Annotated in this window: 15 protein-coding genes and 1 other RNA gene; 4 read left to right on the top strand and 12 right to left on the bottom strand. The window is 73.5% G+C overall.

Annotation, left to right across the window (positions count from 1 at the left end):
• Positions 1–3: 3 nt before the first annotated feature.
• On the bottom strand, positions 4–738 hold the full coding sequence (locus ACGFYU_RS13350; RefSeq protein ID WP_393827399.1) for a MerR family transcriptional regulator: 735 nt from the start codon (positions 736–738) through the stop codon (positions 4–6).
• Positions 739–813: 75 nt separating this feature from the next.
• On the opposite strand from ACGFYU_RS13350, the gene rnpB reads away from it, so the two are divergent.
• Positions 814–1,215: RNase P RNA component class A (gene rnpB / locus ACGFYU_RS13345), an RNA gene on the top strand.
• 4 nt (positions 1,216–1,219) lie between these two features.
• Here the strand turns inward: rnpB and ACGFYU_RS13340 are convergent.
• The 5 genes from ACGFYU_RS13340 to ACGFYU_RS13320 all read right to left on the bottom strand — a co-directional run bounded on the left by ACGFYU_RS13340 (position 1,220) and on the right by ACGFYU_RS13320 (position 6,438).
• Positions 1,220–1,906 carry a class I SAM-dependent methyltransferase gene (locus ACGFYU_RS13340; RefSeq protein WP_393827398.1) on the bottom strand — a complete coding sequence of 229 codons (687 nt, stop codon included), beginning with the start codon at positions 1,904–1,906 and terminating at the stop codon, positions 1,220–1,222.
• Between the two features lie 45 nt (positions 1,907–1,951).
• The gene (locus tag ACGFYU_RS13335) at positions 1,952–3,451 is read right to left on the bottom strand and encodes a bifunctional RNase H/acid phosphatase (RefSeq protein ID WP_393827397.1); all 1,500 of its coding nucleotides are present in this window, start codon (positions 3,449–3,451) and stop codon (positions 1,952–1,954) included.
• The gene (locus ACGFYU_RS13330; RefSeq protein ID WP_393827482.1) at positions 3,451–4,194 is read right to left on the bottom strand and encodes a zinc ribbon domain-containing protein; all 744 of its coding nucleotides are present in this window, start codon (positions 4,192–4,194) and stop codon (positions 3,451–3,453) included. Before ACGFYU_RS13330 ends, ACGFYU_RS13335 begins: the two co-directional genes overlap by 1 nt.
• A complete protein-coding gene (locus ACGFYU_RS13325; protein WP_393827396.1) occupies positions 4,191–5,048 on the bottom strand; it encodes a Nif3-like dinuclear metal center hexameric protein in 858 nt (285 codons plus the stop codon). The genes ACGFYU_RS13330 and ACGFYU_RS13325 overlap by 4 nt, the downstream gene beginning before the upstream one ends.
• 334 nt (positions 5,049–5,382) lie before the next feature.
• On the bottom strand, positions 5,383–6,438 hold the full coding sequence (locus ACGFYU_RS13320) for an ABC transporter substrate-binding protein (RefSeq protein ID WP_393827395.1): 1,056 nt from the start codon (positions 6,436–6,438) through the stop codon (positions 5,383–5,385).
• A gap of 210 nt (positions 6,439–6,648) precedes the next feature.
• On the opposite strand from ACGFYU_RS13320, the gene ACGFYU_RS13315 reads away from it, so the two are divergent.
• A complete protein-coding gene (locus tag ACGFYU_RS13315; RefSeq protein ID WP_393827394.1) occupies positions 6,649–7,782 on the top strand; it encodes a hypothetical protein in 1,134 nt (377 codons plus the stop codon).
• On the opposite strand, the gene ACGFYU_RS13310 is transcribed toward ACGFYU_RS13315, so the two are convergent.
• From ACGFYU_RS13310 to ACGFYU_RS13300, 3 genes are read right to left on the bottom strand one after another with little or no spacing between them, the layout of a single operon-like run.
• On the bottom strand, positions 7,769–8,710 hold the full coding sequence (locus ACGFYU_RS13310) for a 3-oxoacyl-ACP reductase (protein ID WP_393827393.1): 942 nt from the start codon (positions 8,708–8,710) through the stop codon (positions 7,769–7,771). The two genes, ACGFYU_RS13315 and ACGFYU_RS13310, sit on opposite strands and share 14 nt — an antisense overlap.
• A 44-nt stretch (positions 8,711–8,754) precedes the next feature.
• Entirely contained in the window at positions 8,755–9,831 is a 1,077-nt protein-coding gene (locus tag ACGFYU_RS13305) for a Zn-dependent alcohol dehydrogenase (RefSeq protein ID WP_393827392.1), read from the bottom strand.
• 25 nt (positions 9,832–9,856) lie between these two features.
• Positions 9,857–10,711, bottom strand: a complete 855-nt coding sequence (locus ACGFYU_RS13300; RefSeq protein ID WP_393827391.1) for a MaoC/PaaZ C-terminal domain-containing protein — start codon at positions 10,709–10,711, stop codon at positions 9,857–9,859.
• A gap of 196 nt (positions 10,712–10,907) precedes the next feature.
• Here ACGFYU_RS13300 and ACGFYU_RS13295 point away from each other — a divergent pair, with 196 nt between their 5' ends.
• Together ACGFYU_RS13295 and ACGFYU_RS13290 are read left to right on the top strand one after the other, a co-directional pair.
• Positions 10,908–11,261: a DNA-binding response regulator gene (locus ACGFYU_RS13295; protein WP_393827481.1), complete on the top strand. Its 354-nt coding sequence runs from the start codon at positions 10,908–10,910 to the stop codon at positions 11,259–11,261.
• A 27-nt stretch (positions 11,262–11,288) separates the two neighbouring features.
• Positions 11,289–11,774 carry a hypothetical protein gene (locus tag ACGFYU_RS13290; RefSeq protein WP_393827390.1) on the top strand — a complete coding sequence of 162 codons (486 nt, stop codon included), beginning with the start codon at positions 11,289–11,291 and terminating at the stop codon, positions 11,772–11,774.
• A gap of 340 nt (positions 11,775–12,114) precedes the next feature.
• On the opposite strand, the gene ACGFYU_RS13285 is transcribed toward ACGFYU_RS13290, so the two are convergent.
• The 3 genes from ACGFYU_RS13285 to ACGFYU_RS13275 all read right to left on the bottom strand — a co-directional run bounded on the left by ACGFYU_RS13285 (position 12,115) and on the right by ACGFYU_RS13275 (position 17,190).
• A complete protein-coding gene (locus ACGFYU_RS13285) occupies positions 12,115–13,302 on the bottom strand; it encodes a lipid-transfer protein (protein ID WP_393827389.1) in 1,188 nt (395 codons plus the stop codon).
• Between the two features lie 15 nt (positions 13,303–13,317).
• Complete coding sequence (locus ACGFYU_RS13280; protein ID WP_393827388.1) at positions 13,318–15,483, bottom strand: acyl-CoA dehydrogenase; 2,166 nt, start codon at positions 15,481–15,483, stop codon at positions 13,318–13,320.
• Positions 15,484–15,555: 72 nt separating this feature from the next.
• Positions 15,556–17,190 (bottom strand): protein kinase, encoded by a 1,635-nt coding sequence (locus tag ACGFYU_RS13275; protein WP_393827387.1) that lies wholly within the window; start codon positions 17,188–17,190, stop codon positions 15,556–15,558.
• Positions 17,191–17,192: the final 2 nt, after the last annotated feature.

The following is a 17,192-nucleotide window of genomic DNA, read 5'->3' as shown; positions in this document are numbered from 1 at the left end:
CACTCATCCCCGGCCCCTCTCCATGAACGCCTCCATGACCCGGCGTACGACTTCTGCCTGCGCGGGTGCGTACTCGGCGAGTAGCGCCTCCTTGAATCCGGGCACGACGGCTCCCCCGGTGGGGATCGCGGCGAACACCTCGTCGGGGACGGCTGCCACCAGTTCGGCGGCCAGCCCCGGGATCCGGGGATCGTCGGCGGGGGCGTCGGCCAGCTCGTCGAGCCGCTCGTACAGCGCGAGCAGGTCCGGATCGGCGGCCAGCGGCCCGAGCGCCTCGTAGAGCCGCTCCCCGCCGGGGCCCGAGCCGTCGAGCAGCGTCAGGTGCTCGCGGTCCATGGCGGCACTCGGGGAAGCCGTCTGCGGCGCCTTGGCGAGCAGCGCGGCGAGGGCGGGCGAGACCGGTTCGGTCTCCCCGGGCGGCGCGTCCAGCAGCACGGCGAGCCGACGCCGGCGCTCGGCCAGCTCGGCCTCCTGCCGGGCCAGGTCGGCGTCGAGCTCCTCCAGCACGTCGGCCAGTTCGCGCCCCGCGTCGTCCACGAGGACGTCCCGCACCTCGTCGAGGCTCAGACCGAGCTCGGCGAGCCGGCGTACGCGGGCCAGCAGGACGGCGTCGCGGACGCTGTAGGCCCGGTACCCGTTGGGGCGCCGCTCCGGCTCCGGGAGCAGCCCGACGTGGTGGTAGTGCCGGATCGCCCGGGTGGTGACCCCGACGAGCGCGGCGATCTCTCCGATCCGCATGGCCCCAGTAGAAACCCTGCCGTTGCGGCAAGGTCAAGGCGGCGGCTGACCACGGGTACCATGGGCCACGCAGATCGACACAAGCGGGCGGCCGCGTCGGGGTCTTCGGATCCCGCCGAGGAACGTCCGGGCTCCACAGGGCAGGGTGGTGGGTAACGCCCACCCGGGGTGACCCGCGGGACAGTGCCACAGAAAACAGACCGCCGGGGGCTTCGGCCTCCGGTAAGGGTGAAACGGTGGTGTAAGAGACCACCAGCGCCTGAGGTGACTCAGGCGGCTAGGTAAACCCCACCTGGAGCAAGGTCAAGAGGATCCGTCCACGGACGGGTCTGCGCGAACGTTCGAGGGCTGCTCGCCCGAGTTCGCGGGTAGACCGCACGAGGCCGGCGGCAACGCCGGTCCTAGATGGATGGCCGTCTCCCCGGCGACCGCGAGGTCACCGGGTGACAGAACCCGGCGTACAGCTTGTGTCGGTCTGCGCTCACTCCGCCGCGGTCTGGGCGACACGCCACAGCCGCCGCGGCAGGTCCCCCTCCTCGAAGGCATGGACCTCCTGGAGCCTCCACCCCCGCGCGAGGGAGTCGACCAGGTCGCGGGAGAAGAAGTGGACGGCGAAGCCGCCGTGCTCCCAGATGTCGTCCCCGTGTGCGATACCGGCCCCGTAGTGCGCGTCGCCGGTGTGCCGGACGGTGTAGACGAAGGCGCCGCCCGGTCTGAGCACCCGCCGCACCTCGGCGACCAGCGCGTGGATCTCCTCGGTGGACAGCGCCATGCAGAGCAGCATGTGCGCGAACACGGCGTCGACCGAGGCGTCCGCGAGCGGCAGCGGCTCGCGCACGTCGTGCACCATGGCGGTGACCCGCCCTGCCAAGCCCCGCGCGCCGGCGGCGGCGCGCAGCTGGTCGAGGCCCACCGGGCTGAAGTCGGTGGCCAGGACGGTGAAGCCGGCGCGGGCGAAGTGGAGCGCGTCGCGGCCGTGTCCGGCACCCAGTTCCAGCACCTCGCGGGCTCCGGCGGCCCGGAAGACCGCGGTGGCGTGGACGGCCGGCTCGGAGGGGACCTCGCCGTACATGCCGGGGTGCTCGGCGTAGGTGTGCTGCCAGTGCTCGCGCTGGACGGCGGCGAGCCCGGCCTCCGGCGCCTGCTTGCGTGGTTCGTGCTCGGACATCCAGGCCACCTCCCGTGAGGTCAGCCTAGTTGCCCGATGGCCGCGTCACCGCAGGTGGGACGTGTCGTTCAGGAGGCGGACCGAGGCGTTGCCGTCGGCGTAGTAGGCCACCGCCGAGAGGGAGGCCGCGGAGAGTTCCATGCGGAACAGGGACTCCGGTGGGGCGCCCAGCGCGAGGCGGACCAGGATCTTGACCGGGGTCACGTGGCTGACCAGCAGGACCGTGCGGCCCGCGTGGGCGGCCAGCAGCCGGTCGCGGGTGGCCGAGACGCGGCGGGTCGCGGCCGTGAAGCTTTCGCCGCCGCCCGTGGGGGCCGCCTTCGGGGAGTCCAGCCAGGCCTGCAGGTCGTCGGGGAACCGCTCCCGCACCTCGGCGAAGGTCAGGCCCTCCCACGCGCCGAAGTCCACCTCGCGCAGGCCCTCTTCGACCGTGACCGGGAGGCCGAGGCGGTCGGCGACGGCCTGGGCGGTCTCGCGGCAGCGGCGCAGCGGGGAGCTGATGACCGTCTGGACCGTGCCGCGCGCGGCCAGCGCCTCGGCGACCGCGGACGCCTGGCGCCGCCCGGCCGGGGACAGTTCGGGGTCGGAGCCGCCGCTGCCGGAGAAGCGCTTCTGCGGGGTGAGGGCGGTCTCGCCGTGCCGCAGCAGCACGAAGGTGGCGGGGGCTCCCATGTCGGGCCCCCAGCCCTGGCCTCCGGCGGGGGCCTGCGCGACGGGCTCGGCCCGGCCGGGCGACGGTGCCGCGGGCGCGGCCGGTGCCGCTTCGGTGCGGCCGGGCTCCGCGAACAGGGTGTCGGCACCGGCCTCCGCGGGCACCGCCGGGGTGGCCTTCGTACGGGAAGCGGAGGCGGGTGCCTCGAACAGCGCGCCGGCGGCGGGCCGTGCCGCCTCGGCCGGGCGGGCCGCGGCCGCGCCGCCGGCCGCCGATCCAGGGGCCTCCGCCGGGCCGTGGCCGGCCGCGCCGGCGCGGGCTGCCGCGCCGGTCCTGCCGGTGGCCAGGGCCGCGCGGGCGGCGGCGGCTCCGGCCGCGGCGTCGCCGGGCGGGCCGGACGGCGGGGGCGTGGCCAGGGCGCGGGCCGCCGAAGCGTCCAGGGCGGCCGTGGAGCCGGACGGCTCCCACTGCTTGCCGCGCCGGCCCGCGTCCATCGCCTCGTTGGCGAGCCGGTCCGCGTGCTTGTTCTGCTCGCGCGGGATCCACTCGTACGTCACCTGGGAGGCGGGGAGGATCTTCGCCGCCTCCGCTGCCAGCGGCTTCATGTCCGGGTGCTTGATCTTCCAGCGGCCCGACATCTGCTCGACGACGAGTTTCGAGTCCATGCGGACCTGGACCACCGCGTCCGGGGCAAGCTCCCGGGCGGCCTTGAGGCCGGCGATCAGGCCCTTGTACTCCGCCACGTTGTTCGTCGCGACGCCGATGAACTCGGCGCGCTCGGCCAGCGTCTCGCCCGTCGCCGGGTCGAGGACCACCGCGCCGTAGCCGGCGGGCCCCGGGTTGCCCCGGGAACCGCCGTCCGCCTCTACGACGAACCCGACAGGCCCCCGCATCAGATGCCCGAGTCCGCCGTACGGACCAGGATGCGGCCGCAGTTCTCGTGCCGGACGATCTGGTCGCGGGCCGCGGCCTTGATCTCGTTGACCTCGGCCATGTCGAGCTCCAGGCGGCAGCCCTCGCAGCGGCGCTGGTACAGGCGCGCGGCGCCGACCCCGCCCTGCTTGACGCGGATCTTCTCGTACAGGGCCATCAGGTCGGCCGGCATGGACGCCACGATGACCTCGCGGTCCTTGGTGACCTTCGCGGCCTCGGTGTCGAGCTCGCCGGTGGCGGCGTCGCGGCGCGCGGTGGCGTCCGCCAGCTTGGCCTCCAGGGCGGAGACGCGCTCGGTGAGCTCGGTGACGCGCTCCTGCGCGCCCTCCAGACGCTCCATGACCTCCAGGACCACGTCCTCCAGGTCTGCCTGCCGCTTGGCGAGGGAGACGACCTCGCTCTGCAGGTTCGCCAGGTCACGGGCCGAGATGCCGACGCCGGAGTCGAGCCGCTGCTGGTCGCGGGCGGCGCGCTGGCGCACCTGGTCCACGTCCTGCTCCGCCTTGGTCTGCTCGCGGGCGGCGTCGCTCGCCTGCGTCTGGGCCGCCACGAGCAGGTCGCGCTGCTGCGTCAGGTCCTTGGTCAGGGAGTCGACCTCGGCGTGCTCGGGCAGCGACTTGCGCTTGTGGGCGAGCTGAGACAGCCGGACGTCCAGGGCCTGGACGTCGAGAAGTCGGATCTGGTCGGCGGGCTCGGCGTTCAGTTGGGGGCTCCAGAGGTAGAAGGGGGTGTGACGGACGGCGCGTGGGCCGTCCACGGGTCGGTGACCGTGCGCGAGACGTGGGTCCGCAGACCCCAGCCCTGGCGCTCGGAGATCGCGTCGAGCTGCGCGGCGGCCTGCTCGCACCAGGGCCACTCGGTGGCCCAGTGCGCGGCGTCGACGAGGGCCAGCGGGCTCTGCTCGCGGGCCTCGGACACCGGGTGGTGGCGCAGGTCGGCGGTCAGGAAGGCGTCCACGCCGGCGGCCCTGACCTGGTCGAAGAGGCTGTCGCCGGAGCCGCCGCTGACGGCGACGGTACGGATGAGCGCGTCGGGGTCGCCGGCCGCGCGGATGCCCTGGGCGGTCTGCGGGAGCCGGGCCGCGGCGCGGGCGGCGAACTCGCGGAGGGTCTCGGGGTGGTCCAGTTCGCAGATCCGGCCGAGGCCGCGGCGGCCGGCGGGGTCGCTCGGGTCGGGCACGAGCGGGCCGGTGACGCGCAGGTCGAGGGCGCCGGCGAGGGCGTCGGAGACTCCGGGGTCGGCGGTGTCGGCGTTGGTGTGGGCCACGTGCAGCGCGATGTCGTTCTTGATCAGCGTGTGCACGACGCGGCCCTTGAAGGTGCCGGCCTGGACGGTGGTGGTGCCGCGGAGGTAGAGGGGGTGGTGGGTGACGATCAGGTCGGCGCCCAGCTTCACCGCCTCGTCGGCGATCTCCTGGACGGGGTCCACGGCGAACAGGACGCGGGAGACCTCGGCGTCGGGGTCGCCGCAGACGGTGCCGACGGCATCCCACTGCTCGGCCCGCGAGGGGGGCCAGAGAGCGTCCAGGGCGGCGATGACTTCAGAGAGACGGGGCACGGGCCAAGGCTACCGTCCGTGGCCCCCGGGCTCCGCCCGGCTCCTGGGGCTCCGCCCCGGACCCCGCGCCTCAAACGCCGGCGGGGCTGGATGTTGCCCGCCCGAGTGCGCGGGTGCGGCTGCAAGACCGGGGCTCCGCCCCGGACCCCGCCGCCTCAAACGCCGGCGGAGGCTGGATTTGCCCGGCCTCAGCCCGCACGTGCGCGTAGCGCGACCTTGCGCCCAGGCGGGTTGGATTGCCCGCAGGGCAAATTCAGCCTCGCCGGCGTTTGAGGCGCGGGGGTACGGGGGCGGAGCCCCCGCAACGGCGCCGCGCGCTCGGTGCGAACCCCTGCTACCGCGCCAGGAAGCCGCGGAGGTCGTCCAGGACCTTGTCGGCGGCGGTCACGCCAAGGCCCAGGTACCACGTCTCGTCCGGGACGTCCTTGGCCCGGCCCTGCTTGACCGCGTCCAGGCCCTTCCACAGCGGGTTGCCCTCGGCGGAGTCCCGCTTCGTCTTGTCCTTCGGGCCGTACACCCCCGTGAAGATCCAGTCCGCGGCCGCCTCGTCCATCCGCTCCGGGCTGATCTCCACCGCCAGGTCCTCGGCCTGCTGGTTCTGCGGGCGCGGGATGCCCGAGTCCTTCAGGATCGTGCCGATGAAGGAGGCCCCGGCGTACAGGCGGGTCTTGCCCGGCATGTAGCGCAGCATCGTGACCGTCGGCTTCGTCTCGCCGATGTCCGCGCCGAGCTTCGCCGCCTTGGCCTGGTACGCGGCCAGCTTGGCCTTCGCCTCGGCCGTCTTGTCGAGCGCGGCCGCGTTCAGGAGGTAGTTCTCCTTCCACGGGAAGCCCGGGCGGATGGAGAAGACGGTCGGGGCGATCTTCGACAGCGCGTCGTACTTGTCCGCGGCGCGCAGCTGGCTGCCGAGGATGAGGTCGGGCTTGAGCGCGTTGATCGCTTCCAGGTTGAGGTTGTTGATGGTGCCGACCGACTTCGGCTCGCCGGCGTCCTTCTTCAGGTAGTCGGGGATGCCCTCGTCGCCCTCGGACGGCGCGTAGCCGACGGGCTGCATGCCCAGCGAGACAACGTTGTCCAGTTCACCGACGTCGAGGACGACGACCCGCTTCGGCGCGGCCTTGAGCTCGGTGGTGCCCATGGCGTGCGTGACCGTACGCGGAAACCGCCCGGCCGGGGCGGTGGTCCCGAAGGCGGCCGTCTTCGCCGCGGCGTCCGCGAACTCCTTGCCGCCCTGCGCGACGGCCTTCTTGTCGCCACCGCTCCCCGCCTTGGTGTCCCCGGCCGCCTTCTCGCCCTGGCCGCCGCAGCCGGTGAGGGCGAGCGCCGCGGCCGCGGCGAGGGAGACGGCTGCGGCTGCGCGGCGCCGGAGGGAAGAGGACGGCAAGGACATGGGATGGCTCCTGGAGTCGGGGGCGGCATCGCAGTTAGGCAAGCCTAACCACGCCCGCTCACCCTAAACGCCCCGATATCGCACAGCACAATCGCCACCGCCGGCACAGCCGAATCGGCAGGCGGACACCCGTACGTGTGAAGCGTCCTGGGTCGTGTTGTTCGGCAGGAAGTGCGAAAACTAGCTTCGCCACCGGAGGTGACGGCCCGGATGACTGTCTGTGCCATCGAGATCGAGATGACGACCACGGCGACCACGGCCCCGTTCACGATCGCCGCGGACGGGTCGTACGCCGCCCGGCTCGCCGGGGACGGCGAGGCGCGGTACGCCGAGCGCTGGACGCTGGCCGGGCCCGAGCCGTACGCGGTGCCACTGCCGCTCGCCCAGCCCGAGGAGGCCGACAGCGAGGTGCTGCCGCTGGCGGACGGGCGGGTGCTGATCCACCGCCGGGTCGCGGAGCGGCACGCCTTCGCGCTGCTGTACCCGACGGGCGGCGCCGCGGACGGGCCGCGCACCGGGGAGCTCCCGCTGGGCTCGGTGGGGCCGCAGGACGCGGGCGCGGGCGTGGAGGACGTACGGGTCCGCCTGCTGCCACCGTCCCCGGACGGACTCGGCGCCTTCGCGCTGGCCGTGACCGCCGCCGCGACCACCGTCTGGCAGGTGGCCGGGGGCGGCTTCGGGCCGGTCGCCCGGATCCCGGGCCGGTGCTCCGGCGGCGTCTGGCTGGACCGGACGGGCCGGATGCTGGCCCTGGACCGGGAGCTGGCGGGGACGGTCAAGGCCGTCGCCGTGGATCTGGGGCGCGGCGGCGAGGTGTCGCCGCTGCTCCAGATCGCGGAGGGCAGCGACGACCGGCTCCTGCTGGCCGACCCGGACAGCGGGCTGCTGCTGCTCCGCTCCGACGCTCCGGGCGAACCGCGCCTGGGCTGGGGCGTGTTGGGCAGCTCCCTGCCGGTCCGCTTCCCGGAGTGCCTGCGGTCGCAGGACGCGACCCCCTTCGCCGTCCAGCCGGGCCAGGCCCTGATGCCGGAGACGTGCGGGGTCGCGCTCCGGTCGGCCGACGGTGGGGGTACCCCCAGCGGTAGCTGGGGGAGGATCCTGCTGTGGCGCCCCGCCGACCGGCACGTCTTCCGGCTCCCCGCGCCCGCGGGCTGGCTGGGCGGGACGGGCCTGTGGAGCCCCGAGGGTCGCCTGCACCTCCCGTACGCGACCCCCGAGGTCCCCTGCGGCATCGTCGGGCTGACCCTGCCGGTCTCCCCTCCTCCGCCGGTCCGCCTGGACCCGCCGCCGGCCCCGGCCCCGCGCCCGATCCCCCTCCAGCAGGCGCCGCTCAGTCGTGCTTGAGGCCCAGGACCTCCGTCGCGGCGAAGGTCTCGTTCGCCGGGCGGGAGTCGTAGTGCGGGGTCAGGACCTCGTCGAGCTCCTCGTAGGAGAAGGCCTCCTTGGTCGTGTCGAACTTCGCCGCCACGCGCGGGCGTTCCATGACGACCACGATCCCGCCGTGCACGACGAACAGCTGCCCGTTGGCCTTGGCCGAGGCGGGCGAGGCCAGGTAGCCGACGAGCGGGGAGACGTGCTCGGGGGCGAGCGGGTCGAGCTTGCCCTCCTCCGGGACCTGGAAGCCCGCGAAGACGTCCTCGGTCATACGGGTGCGGGCGCGCGGGCAGATGGCGTTGGCCGTCACCCCGTACTTGGCCAGGGCCAGGGCGGTGGAGGTGGTCAGGCCGACGATGCCGCCCTTGGCGGCGGCGTAGTTGGGCTGGCCGGCCGAGCCGCCGAGGAAGGCCTCGGAGGAGGTGTTGACGATCCGGCCGTAGACCGGTCCGCCCGCCGCCTTCGACCGCTCGCGCCAGTGCACGGAGGCGAAGTGGGTGGTGTTGAAGTGGCCCTTGAGGTGGACGCGGATGACCGAGTCCCACTCCGCCTCCGACATCGAGAAGACCATCCGGTCGCGCAGGATGCCGGCGTTGTTGACCAGGATGTCGAGCTTCCCGAAGCTGCTCACCGCCAGCTCGACCAGCTCGCGCGCCTGCTCGAAGTCGGCCACGTCGCCCAGGTGCGCGACCGCCTGCCCGCCCGCGGCGCGGATCTCCTCGGCCACCTCCTCCGCCGGCGCGGCCGAGGCCTCCCCGGAGCCGTCCCGTCCGGGCTGCCCGAAGTCGTTGACGACCACGCTCGCGCCGAGCCGCGCGAGCTCGATCGCCTCGGCCCGGCCGAGCCCGCGGCCCGCGCCCGTGACGATGGCGGAGAGTCCCTCAAGTGGCAGTGCCATGCGTAGCGTTCCTCTCAGAACGGGTCAGAGTGGGTCAGAGTGGGTCAGAGCTCGATGCAGGTGCGCAGGGCCACGCCCGTGCGCATCTGGTCCAGGGCGTCGTTGACCTCGGCGAGCTGCACCCGGTGGGTGATCAGGTTCTCCAGGTCGATCCGGCCGGCCCGCCACAGCGCGATGGTGCGCTCGTACGAGCGGAGCACGTCGCCGCCCCCGTACATCGACGGCAGGATCTTCTTCTCGTCGAAGAACAGCGAGAACATGTTGACCTGGTAGTTGTCGTCGAGGGCACCCGCGCCGACGATGACGACGCTGCCGCCGCGCCGGGTCATCTCGTACGCCTTGTGCGCGGTCGCCGACTTGCCGACGACCTCGAAGACGTAGTCGAAGCCCTCACCCGCGGTGACGCGGTTCTTGGCGTCGGCGAACTCCTCCGGGGAGACCGCCTCGGTGGCGCCGAACCGCAGCGCCGCCTCCCGCCGCGAGGCGACCGGGTCCACGGCGATGATCTGGGCCGCGCCCTGGACCTTGGCGCCCTGGATGACGGATATGCCGACGCCGCCGCAGCCGATGACGGCGACCGAGGAACCGGCCTCCACCTTGGCGGTGTTGATGGCCGCGCCGAGCCCGGTGGTGACGCCGCAGCCGATCAGCGCGGCGATGTCGAAGGGCAGGTCGTCGGGGATCGGGATGGCGCAGGCGGCCGGGACGACCATCTCCTCGGAGAAGGTGCCGGTGCCGGCGAAGCCGAAGATGTCGCTGGTCGCCCGCCGGAAGTTGGGGGTGGCCACGTTCCCGAAGGCCTCCAGGCACAGGTGGCCCTGGCCGCGCTTGCAGGAGGGGCAGTGGCCGCACGGCGGCAGCCAGCAGACGAGGACCCGGTCGCCGATCTTGTGGCTGACGACCCCGTCGCCGACGTCCACGATCACGCCGGAGCCCTCGTGCCCGGGGATGAAGGGGGCGGGCTGGGGCAGTACGCCGCTCATCGCGGACAGGTCCGAGTGGCACAGGCCGGTGGCCTTGACGCGGATCCTGACCTTGCCGGGGCCGAAGCCCACGGCCTCCATGTCGTCGACGACTTCGAGCTTGTCCTGGCCGATCTCGCTCTGCAGTGCTGCGCGCACGGTGCGGCTCCTTCTACAGGGTGGATTACGCGTGTTCGACGACGGTGTCGGCGAGGACCGGCGCGTCGTCCCGTTCGACGGCGGTCACCGACACCAGGACGCGGCCGGGCTCCTGCCACATCCGGATGCGCAGCGTCTCGCCCGGGAAGACGATCCCGGCGAAGCGCGTGCGGTAGGCGCGGACCCGGGACACGTCCCCGTCGAGGACGGTGTCGACGACGGCCTTCAGGGTCATGCCGTACGAGCACAGGCCGTGCAGGATCGGCTGGTCGAAGCCGGCCATCTTGGCGAACTCGGGGTCGGCGTGCAGCGGGTTCCAGTCGCCGGAGAGGCGGTAGAGGAGCGCCTGGTCCTCGCGGATGCGCCGCTCCTCGGTGCGGTCGGGGGCGCGCTCGGGCAGCTCCTCCTTGGCGGAGGGGCCGCGCTCGCCGCCGAAGCCGCCCTCGCCCCGTACGAAGATCTGCGCGTCGCTGGTCCACAGCGGCCCGTCGGCGTCCGCGACCTCGGAGCGCAGCACGATGACGGCCGCCTTGCCCTTGTCGTAGACGGCGGCGACCTTGGAACTGGAGGTGGCCTGCCCCTTGACGGGGATGGGCCGGTGCAGCTCGATGGAGTGGCCTCCGTGCAGGACGGCGGCGAGGTTCACGTCGATCCCGGGCGCGGAGAGGCCGCCCAGCATGGCCATGCCGGCGCCTGCGACGGTCGCGAAGCTGGGGAGGACGTGGAGCTTGGACTCCAGGGTGTAGCGCAGCTCGTCGGGGTCGGTGGCGGGCAGTCCGGCGCCGAGGCCGAGGTGGTAGAGCTGGATGTCCTTGTGGTCCCAGCCGATGTCCCCCTGGCGGGGGTCGGCGGCGAGGGCCCTGGCGGCATCGATCGGCATGAGGATGCTGCTCCTTGGGTTTCTCTGGTTCTTTGGAAGACCTCGGTGCGGCCGTCCGCACCGTCGGCCGCACCGAGGTCGCATGCGGACCGGTTTTAGAACGCGTTCTAGGACCGGTGAGGGAATGTATAACGCACGCCCCAGCAGTTGGGAAGACTCCTGACTTCACGTCAGATAGGCTTTCCGGGTGGACGAAATGCCCGTGGAACACCGCCAGGCCCGTGCCCTGCGCGTCCTGCTGGATCCGCAGAACCCGGCTCTGGCGCTCCAGCTCGGCCTCCAGCCCGACCTCGAGGTCGTACGGGAGCTGACGGCGCGGCCGGTGGTGGCGCTGGTCGAGGAGGTCGCCTCCGTGACGGCCGTGCTGGCGGACGACCCCGAGTGCCGGGTCCTGGTGCTGACGGGCTCGGCCCCTCCGGGCCTGCTGGACGCGGCGCTGGGCGCGGGCGCGGCGGGACTGGTGGTGCGGGACGGGCCGGTCGAGGAGCTGGCCGACGCGATCCGCCGGGCGTCGATGGGCGAGACGGTGGTGGACCCGGGCCTGGGGTGAGGGTGAGCCGGTAGGTACTTTGACCCGATGGGCCTTTTCGACAAGCTGACCGGTACGAGGCACCCCGAGGCCGGTGTCCGGCCCCTGCCCACCATGGAAGTCCGGGCCGCGCTGCTCGCGCTCGACGGCCCGGACGTGCAGTTCACGCTGCGCGAGGGCACGCCGAAGGAGGGCGCCGACCTGGTGGCGGTGTGGCGGATCCCGCCAGGCCCGTGGCATCCGCGGCGGGGGCAGACCCTGCTGCGCCTCGTCCCCGCGAAGCGGGAGGTTCGCACGCTGGACGAGAAGTGGGAGCGGTTGGAGGACGGCGAGCGGTCCTTCAACGGCAAGGGCCTCAAGTACTCCCGAGGCCCGTTGACCTCGCTCTCCACGCAGTGGACGGTGGAGCGGGACCCGGACGGCCGCCGCCGCCTGACGGAGACGTCCTCCTTCAGCTCCACCCGGGTGAAGTCCCCCCTCCGCGATGCGGTGCTCGCCGCGGGCTGGACCTGGCGCGGAGTCTTCCGCCTCTGAGCGTTCGAGCGCGGCGCCGCTCCGGGGGCTCCGCCCCCGCACCCCCACGCCTCAAACGCCGGCGAGCTGATTTTTCGCCGCCCAGGTACGCCGGTGCGGCTACAAGATTCAGGGCTCCGTCGTTTGCGGAGCGGGTCCGGGGCAGAGCCCCGATCTTGTACCCGCACGCGCGGCCTCAGAGCGGGAAAATCCAGCCCCGCCTGCGATTGAGGCGCGGGGTCCGGGGCGGAGCCCCGATGTTTGAGCCGCACACAACCCGGCCACGGCGGTCAAATCCAGCCCCGCCGGCGTTTGAGGCGCGGGGTCTGGGGCGGAGCCCCAGGGGACGGCGCCGGGGGGGCTACTTGCGGAGCAGGGTGACCACCGCCGCGCCGCCCAGGCCGATGTTGTGGGCGAGGCCCACCCGGGCGCCGGGGACTTGGCGGGGGCCGGCCTCGGCGCGGAGTTGCCAAACCAGTTCCGCGGCCTGGGCCAGGCCCGTCGCGCCCAGAGGGTGGCCCTTGGAGATCAGGCCCCCGGAGGGGTTGACCACCCATCGGCCGCCGTAGGTGGTGGCCCCGCTCTCCACCAGCTTCCCGGCGGCGCCGTCCTCGCACATGCCGAGCGCCTCGTACGTGAGCAGTTCGTTGATGGAGAAGCAGTCGTGCAGCTCGATCACGTCGACGTCCTCGATGCCCAGGCCCGACGCCTCGAAGACCTGCCGCCCGGCCGCCGCCGACATCGGCTTGCCGACCACGTCGATGCACGAGCCCGAGGAGAAGGACTCCTCCGTGTCCGTCGTCATCGACTGAGCGACGATCTCGACCGCCTTGTCGTGCAGGCCGTGCCGGACCACGAACCGCTCCGACACCACCAGCGCGGCCGCCGCCCCGTCCGACGTCGGCGAGCACTGCAGCTTGGTCAGCGGGGAGTGGATCTCCTTCGCCGCCAGGATCTCCTCGACCGAGTACACGTCCTGGAACTGCGCGTTCGGGTTGTTCGCCGAGTGCTTGTGGTTCTTGGCGCCGACCGCCGCCAGCTGCGCGGCCGTGGTCCCGTAACGCTCCATGTGCTCGCGCGCCGCGTTCCCGAAGATCTGCGCCGTGGGCGGGGACATCTCGAAGCCGTGGCCCGCCGCCATGATGCCGTAATGGCGGGCCACCGGGGACGTCTTGAAGTCGCCGCCGTCCGCGCCCCCGCCCAGCGCGCCGCGCTTCATCTTCTCGAAGCCGAGCGCCAGCACGCAGTCGTTGATCCCGCCCTCCACGAACTGCCGCGCCATCATCAGCGCCGTCGAACCGGTCGCGCAGTTGTTGTTCACGTTGTAGACCGGGACGCCGCTCAGCCCCAGCTCGTACGCCGCCCGCTGCCCGGCCGTGGAGGCCTGGAAGCAGTACCCGACCGGCACCTGCTCGACCAGCCCGTAGTCCACCCCCGCGTCCGCGAGCGCCGCGCTCCCGGCCTCCTTCGCCATGTCCCAGTACTGCCAGTCCCGCGACTCCGGCTTCTCGAACTTCGTCATGCCGACGCCCACGATGTACGACTTCATGCCCCTGGTGTCCCTTCAGTCCCTGGGAAGGCCGAGGATCCGCTCGGCGACGACGTTGAGCTGGACCTGCGTGGTGCCCCCGGCGATGGTCAGGCAGCGGGACATGAGCATCCCGTGCACCGCCCGCTCCCCCGCCCCCTCCCGTACCGCGCCCGCCGGCCCCAGCAGTTCGAGCGCGAGCTCGGCGGTCCGCTGCTGGTGCGGGGTCTGGACGAGCTTGCGTACGGACGCGCCCGCGCCCGGCTCCAGCCCCGACACCTGCTGGAGCGTGGTGCGCAGCCCGATGCAGGCCAGCGCGTGCGCCTCGGCGGTGAGCGCCCCGATGCGCGCCCGATAGGCGCCGTCGAGGTCGGCGGAACGGGCGAGGAGGGCTTCCAGGCTGGGGGTACCTCCCGGGCCGCCAGGCCCAGGGGGAGTGTCGAAGGTCATCTGGTCGGCCATGTGGACCCGCTCGTTGCCGAGGGTGTTGCGGGCCACCTTCCAGCCGCCGTCGGCCGCCCCGACGAGCGCGTCCGCCGGGAGCCGGACGTCGTCGAAGTAGACCTCGTTGAAGAGGGCCTCCCCGGTGATCTCCTTGAGCGGCCGGATGTCGATGCCGGGGGTGTTCCTCATGTCGACGACGAAGTAGCCGAGCCCCTTGTGCTTGGGCGCGGCCGGGTCCGTGCGGGCGAGCAGGATCCCGTAGTCGGCGCTGTGCGCGGAACTCGTCCACACCTTCTGCCCGTTGACCTTCCAGGAGCCGTCCTGCGCGCGCTCCGCCCTGGTCCGCAGCGAGGCCAGGTCCGAGCCCGCCCCCGGTTCGGAGAAGAGCTGGCACCAGGTGACGTCCCCGCGCAGGGTCGGCAGGACGTACACCTCCCGCTGCGCGTCCGTCCCGTAGGCGATCAGCGAGGGCACGACCCAGGTGGCGATCCCGAGGTCGGCGACCTTGACCCCGGCCCGCCGCAGCTCCTGCTGGACGACGAGCTGCTCGACGGGCCCGGCGCCCAGGCCGTAGGGGGGCGGCAGGTAGGGGGCCGCGTAGCCGGTGGGGGCCAGGATCCGGCGGGCGGCCACCGGGTCGAGCCCGCGGGCGTCCTCGATGGCCGTACGGGCCTTCGCCCGGTGCGCCTCGGCCTCCGAGGGCAGTTCCAGCCGGAGCTCGCGCCGCGCACCCGCCGCCGCGAGCCGCACGGCCCGTACGCGGTGGCCGTCCCCGGGCCCGAGCAGCTGGCGGGCGACCAGGGCCCTGCGCAGGTGGATGTGGGCGTCGTGCTCCCAGGTGAAGCCGATGCCGCCGAGGATCTGGATGCAGTCCTTGGCGCAGGAGTAGGCGGCGTCGAGCGCGGTCCCGGCGGCGAGGGCGGCGACCAGGGAGCGCACCTCGGCGGGCTCGTCCATGGCCTGGGCGGCGTCCCAGGCGAGCGCGCGGGCCTGTTCCAGCCGGACCAGCATGTCGGCGCACAGGTGCTTGACGCCCTGGAACTGCCCGATGGGCCGCCCGAACTGCTCGCGCACCTTCGCGTACTCGGCAGCGGTCTGCAGGGCCCACGCGGCGGTGCCGCAGGCGTCGGCGGCGAAGAGCGTGCAGGCCAGGTCCCGTACGAGCGCGGCGTCCAGCTCCAGCAGCCGCCCGGGCCCCACGGCGACCCCGCGGGCCCGCACCTCGGCGGTGGGCCGGGTCGGGTCGGCGCTCTCCTGCGTACGGATGTCCAGCGCGGCCGCGTCCACGGCGAACCAGCGGGTGCCGTGCGCGGCCTCCGCGGCGAGCAGCACGAGCTCGGCCTCGCCGGCGCCGAGCACCGGGGGCGCGACCCCGTCGAGCAGGTGCCCGCCGCCCTCGACGGCGACGGCGGTCAGGGTCCCGGGCCCCAGCGCCACGGCCCCGACCCGGCCGTCGAGCGGTTCGGCCCCGGCCCGGTCCAGCAGTACGGAGGCCAGCGCGCTCGGCAGGTACGCCCCGGGCAGCGCCGCCCGGCCCGCCTCCTCGACGACGACGGCCAGGTCGAGGAGGGTCCCGCCGTCGAGGTGCGGCTCCAGCAGCCCCTGCGCGGTCATCGCGTCCCAGTAGGCGGGCCGCGAGCCGGTCTGCGGCGGGGTGTCGAGCAGCTTGCGCACCTCTTCGGGCGGCACGGCGCGCGCCACCCAGCCGCGCACCGCCTCGGCCAACTCCCGCTGTTCTTGCGTGATTCCGATGCCCATGCGCGCAGACTAGAACACGTTCCAATCTGACGGAAGGTCAGATTGGAACGTGTTCTTCGGGGCACTGACGGATCAGCGGCTCGCGGCCTTCAGCGCGGCGCGGGCCACCTCCTTCGCCTTCGTCTCACAGTCGCCCTTCGCGTACGGCTTGGCCTGGAGGCCGACCCAGACGGAGAGATTGCCCTCTCGGACGGACAGGACGCAGCTCCAGTCGGCAGTGGGGGTGCCCCAGTACCCCTCGGCGCCGAACCCGAGGCGGGGCGCCTCCCTCTGGCTGATCGCCTCCACCTGGAACCGCCGCTTCTGCGTGGCGGCGTTGCCGTCCGCGTCCCCGCCGAGGCTCAGGTCCCACCGGACCTGCCCGGCCGGCGACGCGGCGGTGTGCAGCCCGTCCCAGTTACAGCTCGCCTGCACCCTCTCGGGAGTCTCGGACCGGGTGTCCTGGGCCGGCGACCCGAACGCCAGCGGCACCTTCCCCGACGCCGCCTTACAGGTCGGAACGCCCGTGTACGTGTCGGGAGCCATGACCCGGCCCCGCACGTACAGCGCGACCCCGGTCCCGGCCACGACCAGCACCCCGGCGGCCACCAGCGCCGCGATCCGCCGCGGACTACGCCACGGGCTGCGTTCCGGCCCCGGCGAATCCAGCCCCTCCGGCGTTTGAGGAGCGGGGCGCGGGGCGGAGCCCCGATCCTGTGCCTGCACCTGCGTACCGGGGCGGGGCACATCCAGCCCCTCCGGCGTTTGAGGAGCGGGGGTCCGGGGGTCGGCCCCCGGCAGCGGCGCCGCAGGGGCGGCCGGGCGGCCGTCCAGCAGCCGGTCGATCCCCGCCCGCTGCTCCGCGAGCATCCCGTACACCGCAGCCGGCCACTGCCGCCCCGCCGGGGCAACCGGCCCGATCAGCTCCCGCAACCGCGAAGGGGTCGGCCGGTCCGCCGGGTCCTTGGCCAGGCACCCGGCAACAACCTCCCGCAGCCCCGCAGGGACCCCGCTCAGGTCCGGCTCCGCATGCACCACGTCGAACAGCGTCCGCAGGGCGGAGGACCCGACGAACGGACTACGGCCCGTCATCGCCATGACCAGCACCGAGCCGAGCGAGAACACATCACTGGCAGCCGTCAGCGGCTTGCCCTCGGCCTGCTCGGGCGACATGTACGCGGGCGAGCCCACGACCCACCCGGTCCGCGTCAGCCCGGTATCCCCCTCGGCCTCCGCCTCCGTCACCCGCGCGATGCCCAGGTCGATGACCCGTACCCCGTCCTCCGCGAGCAGCACGTTGTCCGGTTTCAAGTCCCGGTGCACCAGCCCCGCCCGGTGGATCTCCGTCAGCGCGGACGCCAGACCCGCCGCGAGGCGCCGTACGACGTCCTCCGGCAGCACCCCCACCGCCTCGACGACGGCCCCCAGCGACGGCCCGGCCACGAACACCGAGGCCAGCCACGGCGTCGCGGCGTCCGCGTCGGCGTCGATCACGGCCGCCGTGTACGCGCCGGACACCTTGCGCGAAGCGGTGACCTCACGCCGGAAGCGGGCCCGGAAGCCCTCGTCGTCGGCGTAGTGCGCGAGCACCTGTTTGACGGCGACGAGCCGCCCGTCCGGTCCGGCCGCCAGCAGCACCCGGCCCATACCGCCCTGCCCCAGCACACCGAGCACGTCGAACGGCCCCACCCGCTTCGGCCCGGAGAACCCCGGCCCCAACTCTTCCATTC

Origin of the sequence: Streptomyces sp. NPDC048337 (assembly GCF_043201175.1) — a bacterium.
Classification (GTDB): Bacteria; Actinomycetota; Actinomycetes; order Streptomycetales; family Streptomycetaceae; genus Streptomyces.
This window is presented reverse-complemented; position numbering and strand designations above follow the sequence as displayed.

Coding starts and splice junctions, on each gene's coding strand:
- ACGFYU_RS13280 (WP_393827388.1), bottom strand. CDS start 15,483: ATGGGCATCGGAATCACGCAAGAACAGCGGGAGTTGGCCGAGGCGGTG.
- ACGFYU_RS13290 (WP_393827390.1), top strand. CDS start 11,289: ATGGGCCTTTTCGACAAGCTGACCGGTACGAGGCACCCCGAGGCCGGT.
- ACGFYU_RS13315 (WP_393827394.1), top strand. CDS start 6,649: ATGACTGTCTGTGCCATCGAGATCGAGATGACGACCACGGCGACCACG.
- ACGFYU_RS13350 (WP_393827399.1), bottom strand. CDS start 738: ATGCGGATCGGAGAGATCGCCGCGCTCGTCGGGGTCACCACCCGGGCG.
- ACGFYU_RS13310 (WP_393827393.1), bottom strand. CDS start 8,710: ATGGCACTGCCACTTGAGGGACTCTCCGCCATCGTCACGGGCGCGGGC.
- ACGFYU_RS13335 (WP_393827397.1), bottom strand. CDS start 3,451: ATGCGGGGGCCTGTCGGGTTCGTCGTAGAGGCGGACGGCGGTTCCCGG.
- ACGFYU_RS13295 (WP_393827481.1), top strand. CDS start 10,908: ATGCCCGTGGAACACCGCCAGGCCCGTGCCCTGCGCGTCCTGCTGGAT.
- ACGFYU_RS13285 (WP_393827389.1), bottom strand. CDS start 13,302: ATGAAGTCGTACATCGTGGGCGTCGGCATGACGAAGTTCGAGAAGCCG.
- ACGFYU_RS13275 (WP_393827387.1), bottom strand. CDS start 17,190: ATGGAAGAGTTGGGGCCGGGGTTCTCCGGGCCGAAGCGGGTGGGGCCG.
- ACGFYU_RS13340 (WP_393827398.1), bottom strand. CDS start 1,906: ATGTCCGAGCACGAACCACGCAAGCAGGCGCCGGAGGCCGGGCTCGCC.
- ACGFYU_RS13320 (WP_393827395.1), bottom strand. CDS start 6,438: ATGTCCTTGCCGTCCTCTTCCCTCCGGCGCCGCGCAGCCGCAGCCGTC.
- ACGFYU_RS13300 (WP_393827391.1), bottom strand. CDS start 10,711: ATGCCGATCGATGCCGCCAGGGCCCTCGCCGCCGACCCCCGCCAGGGG.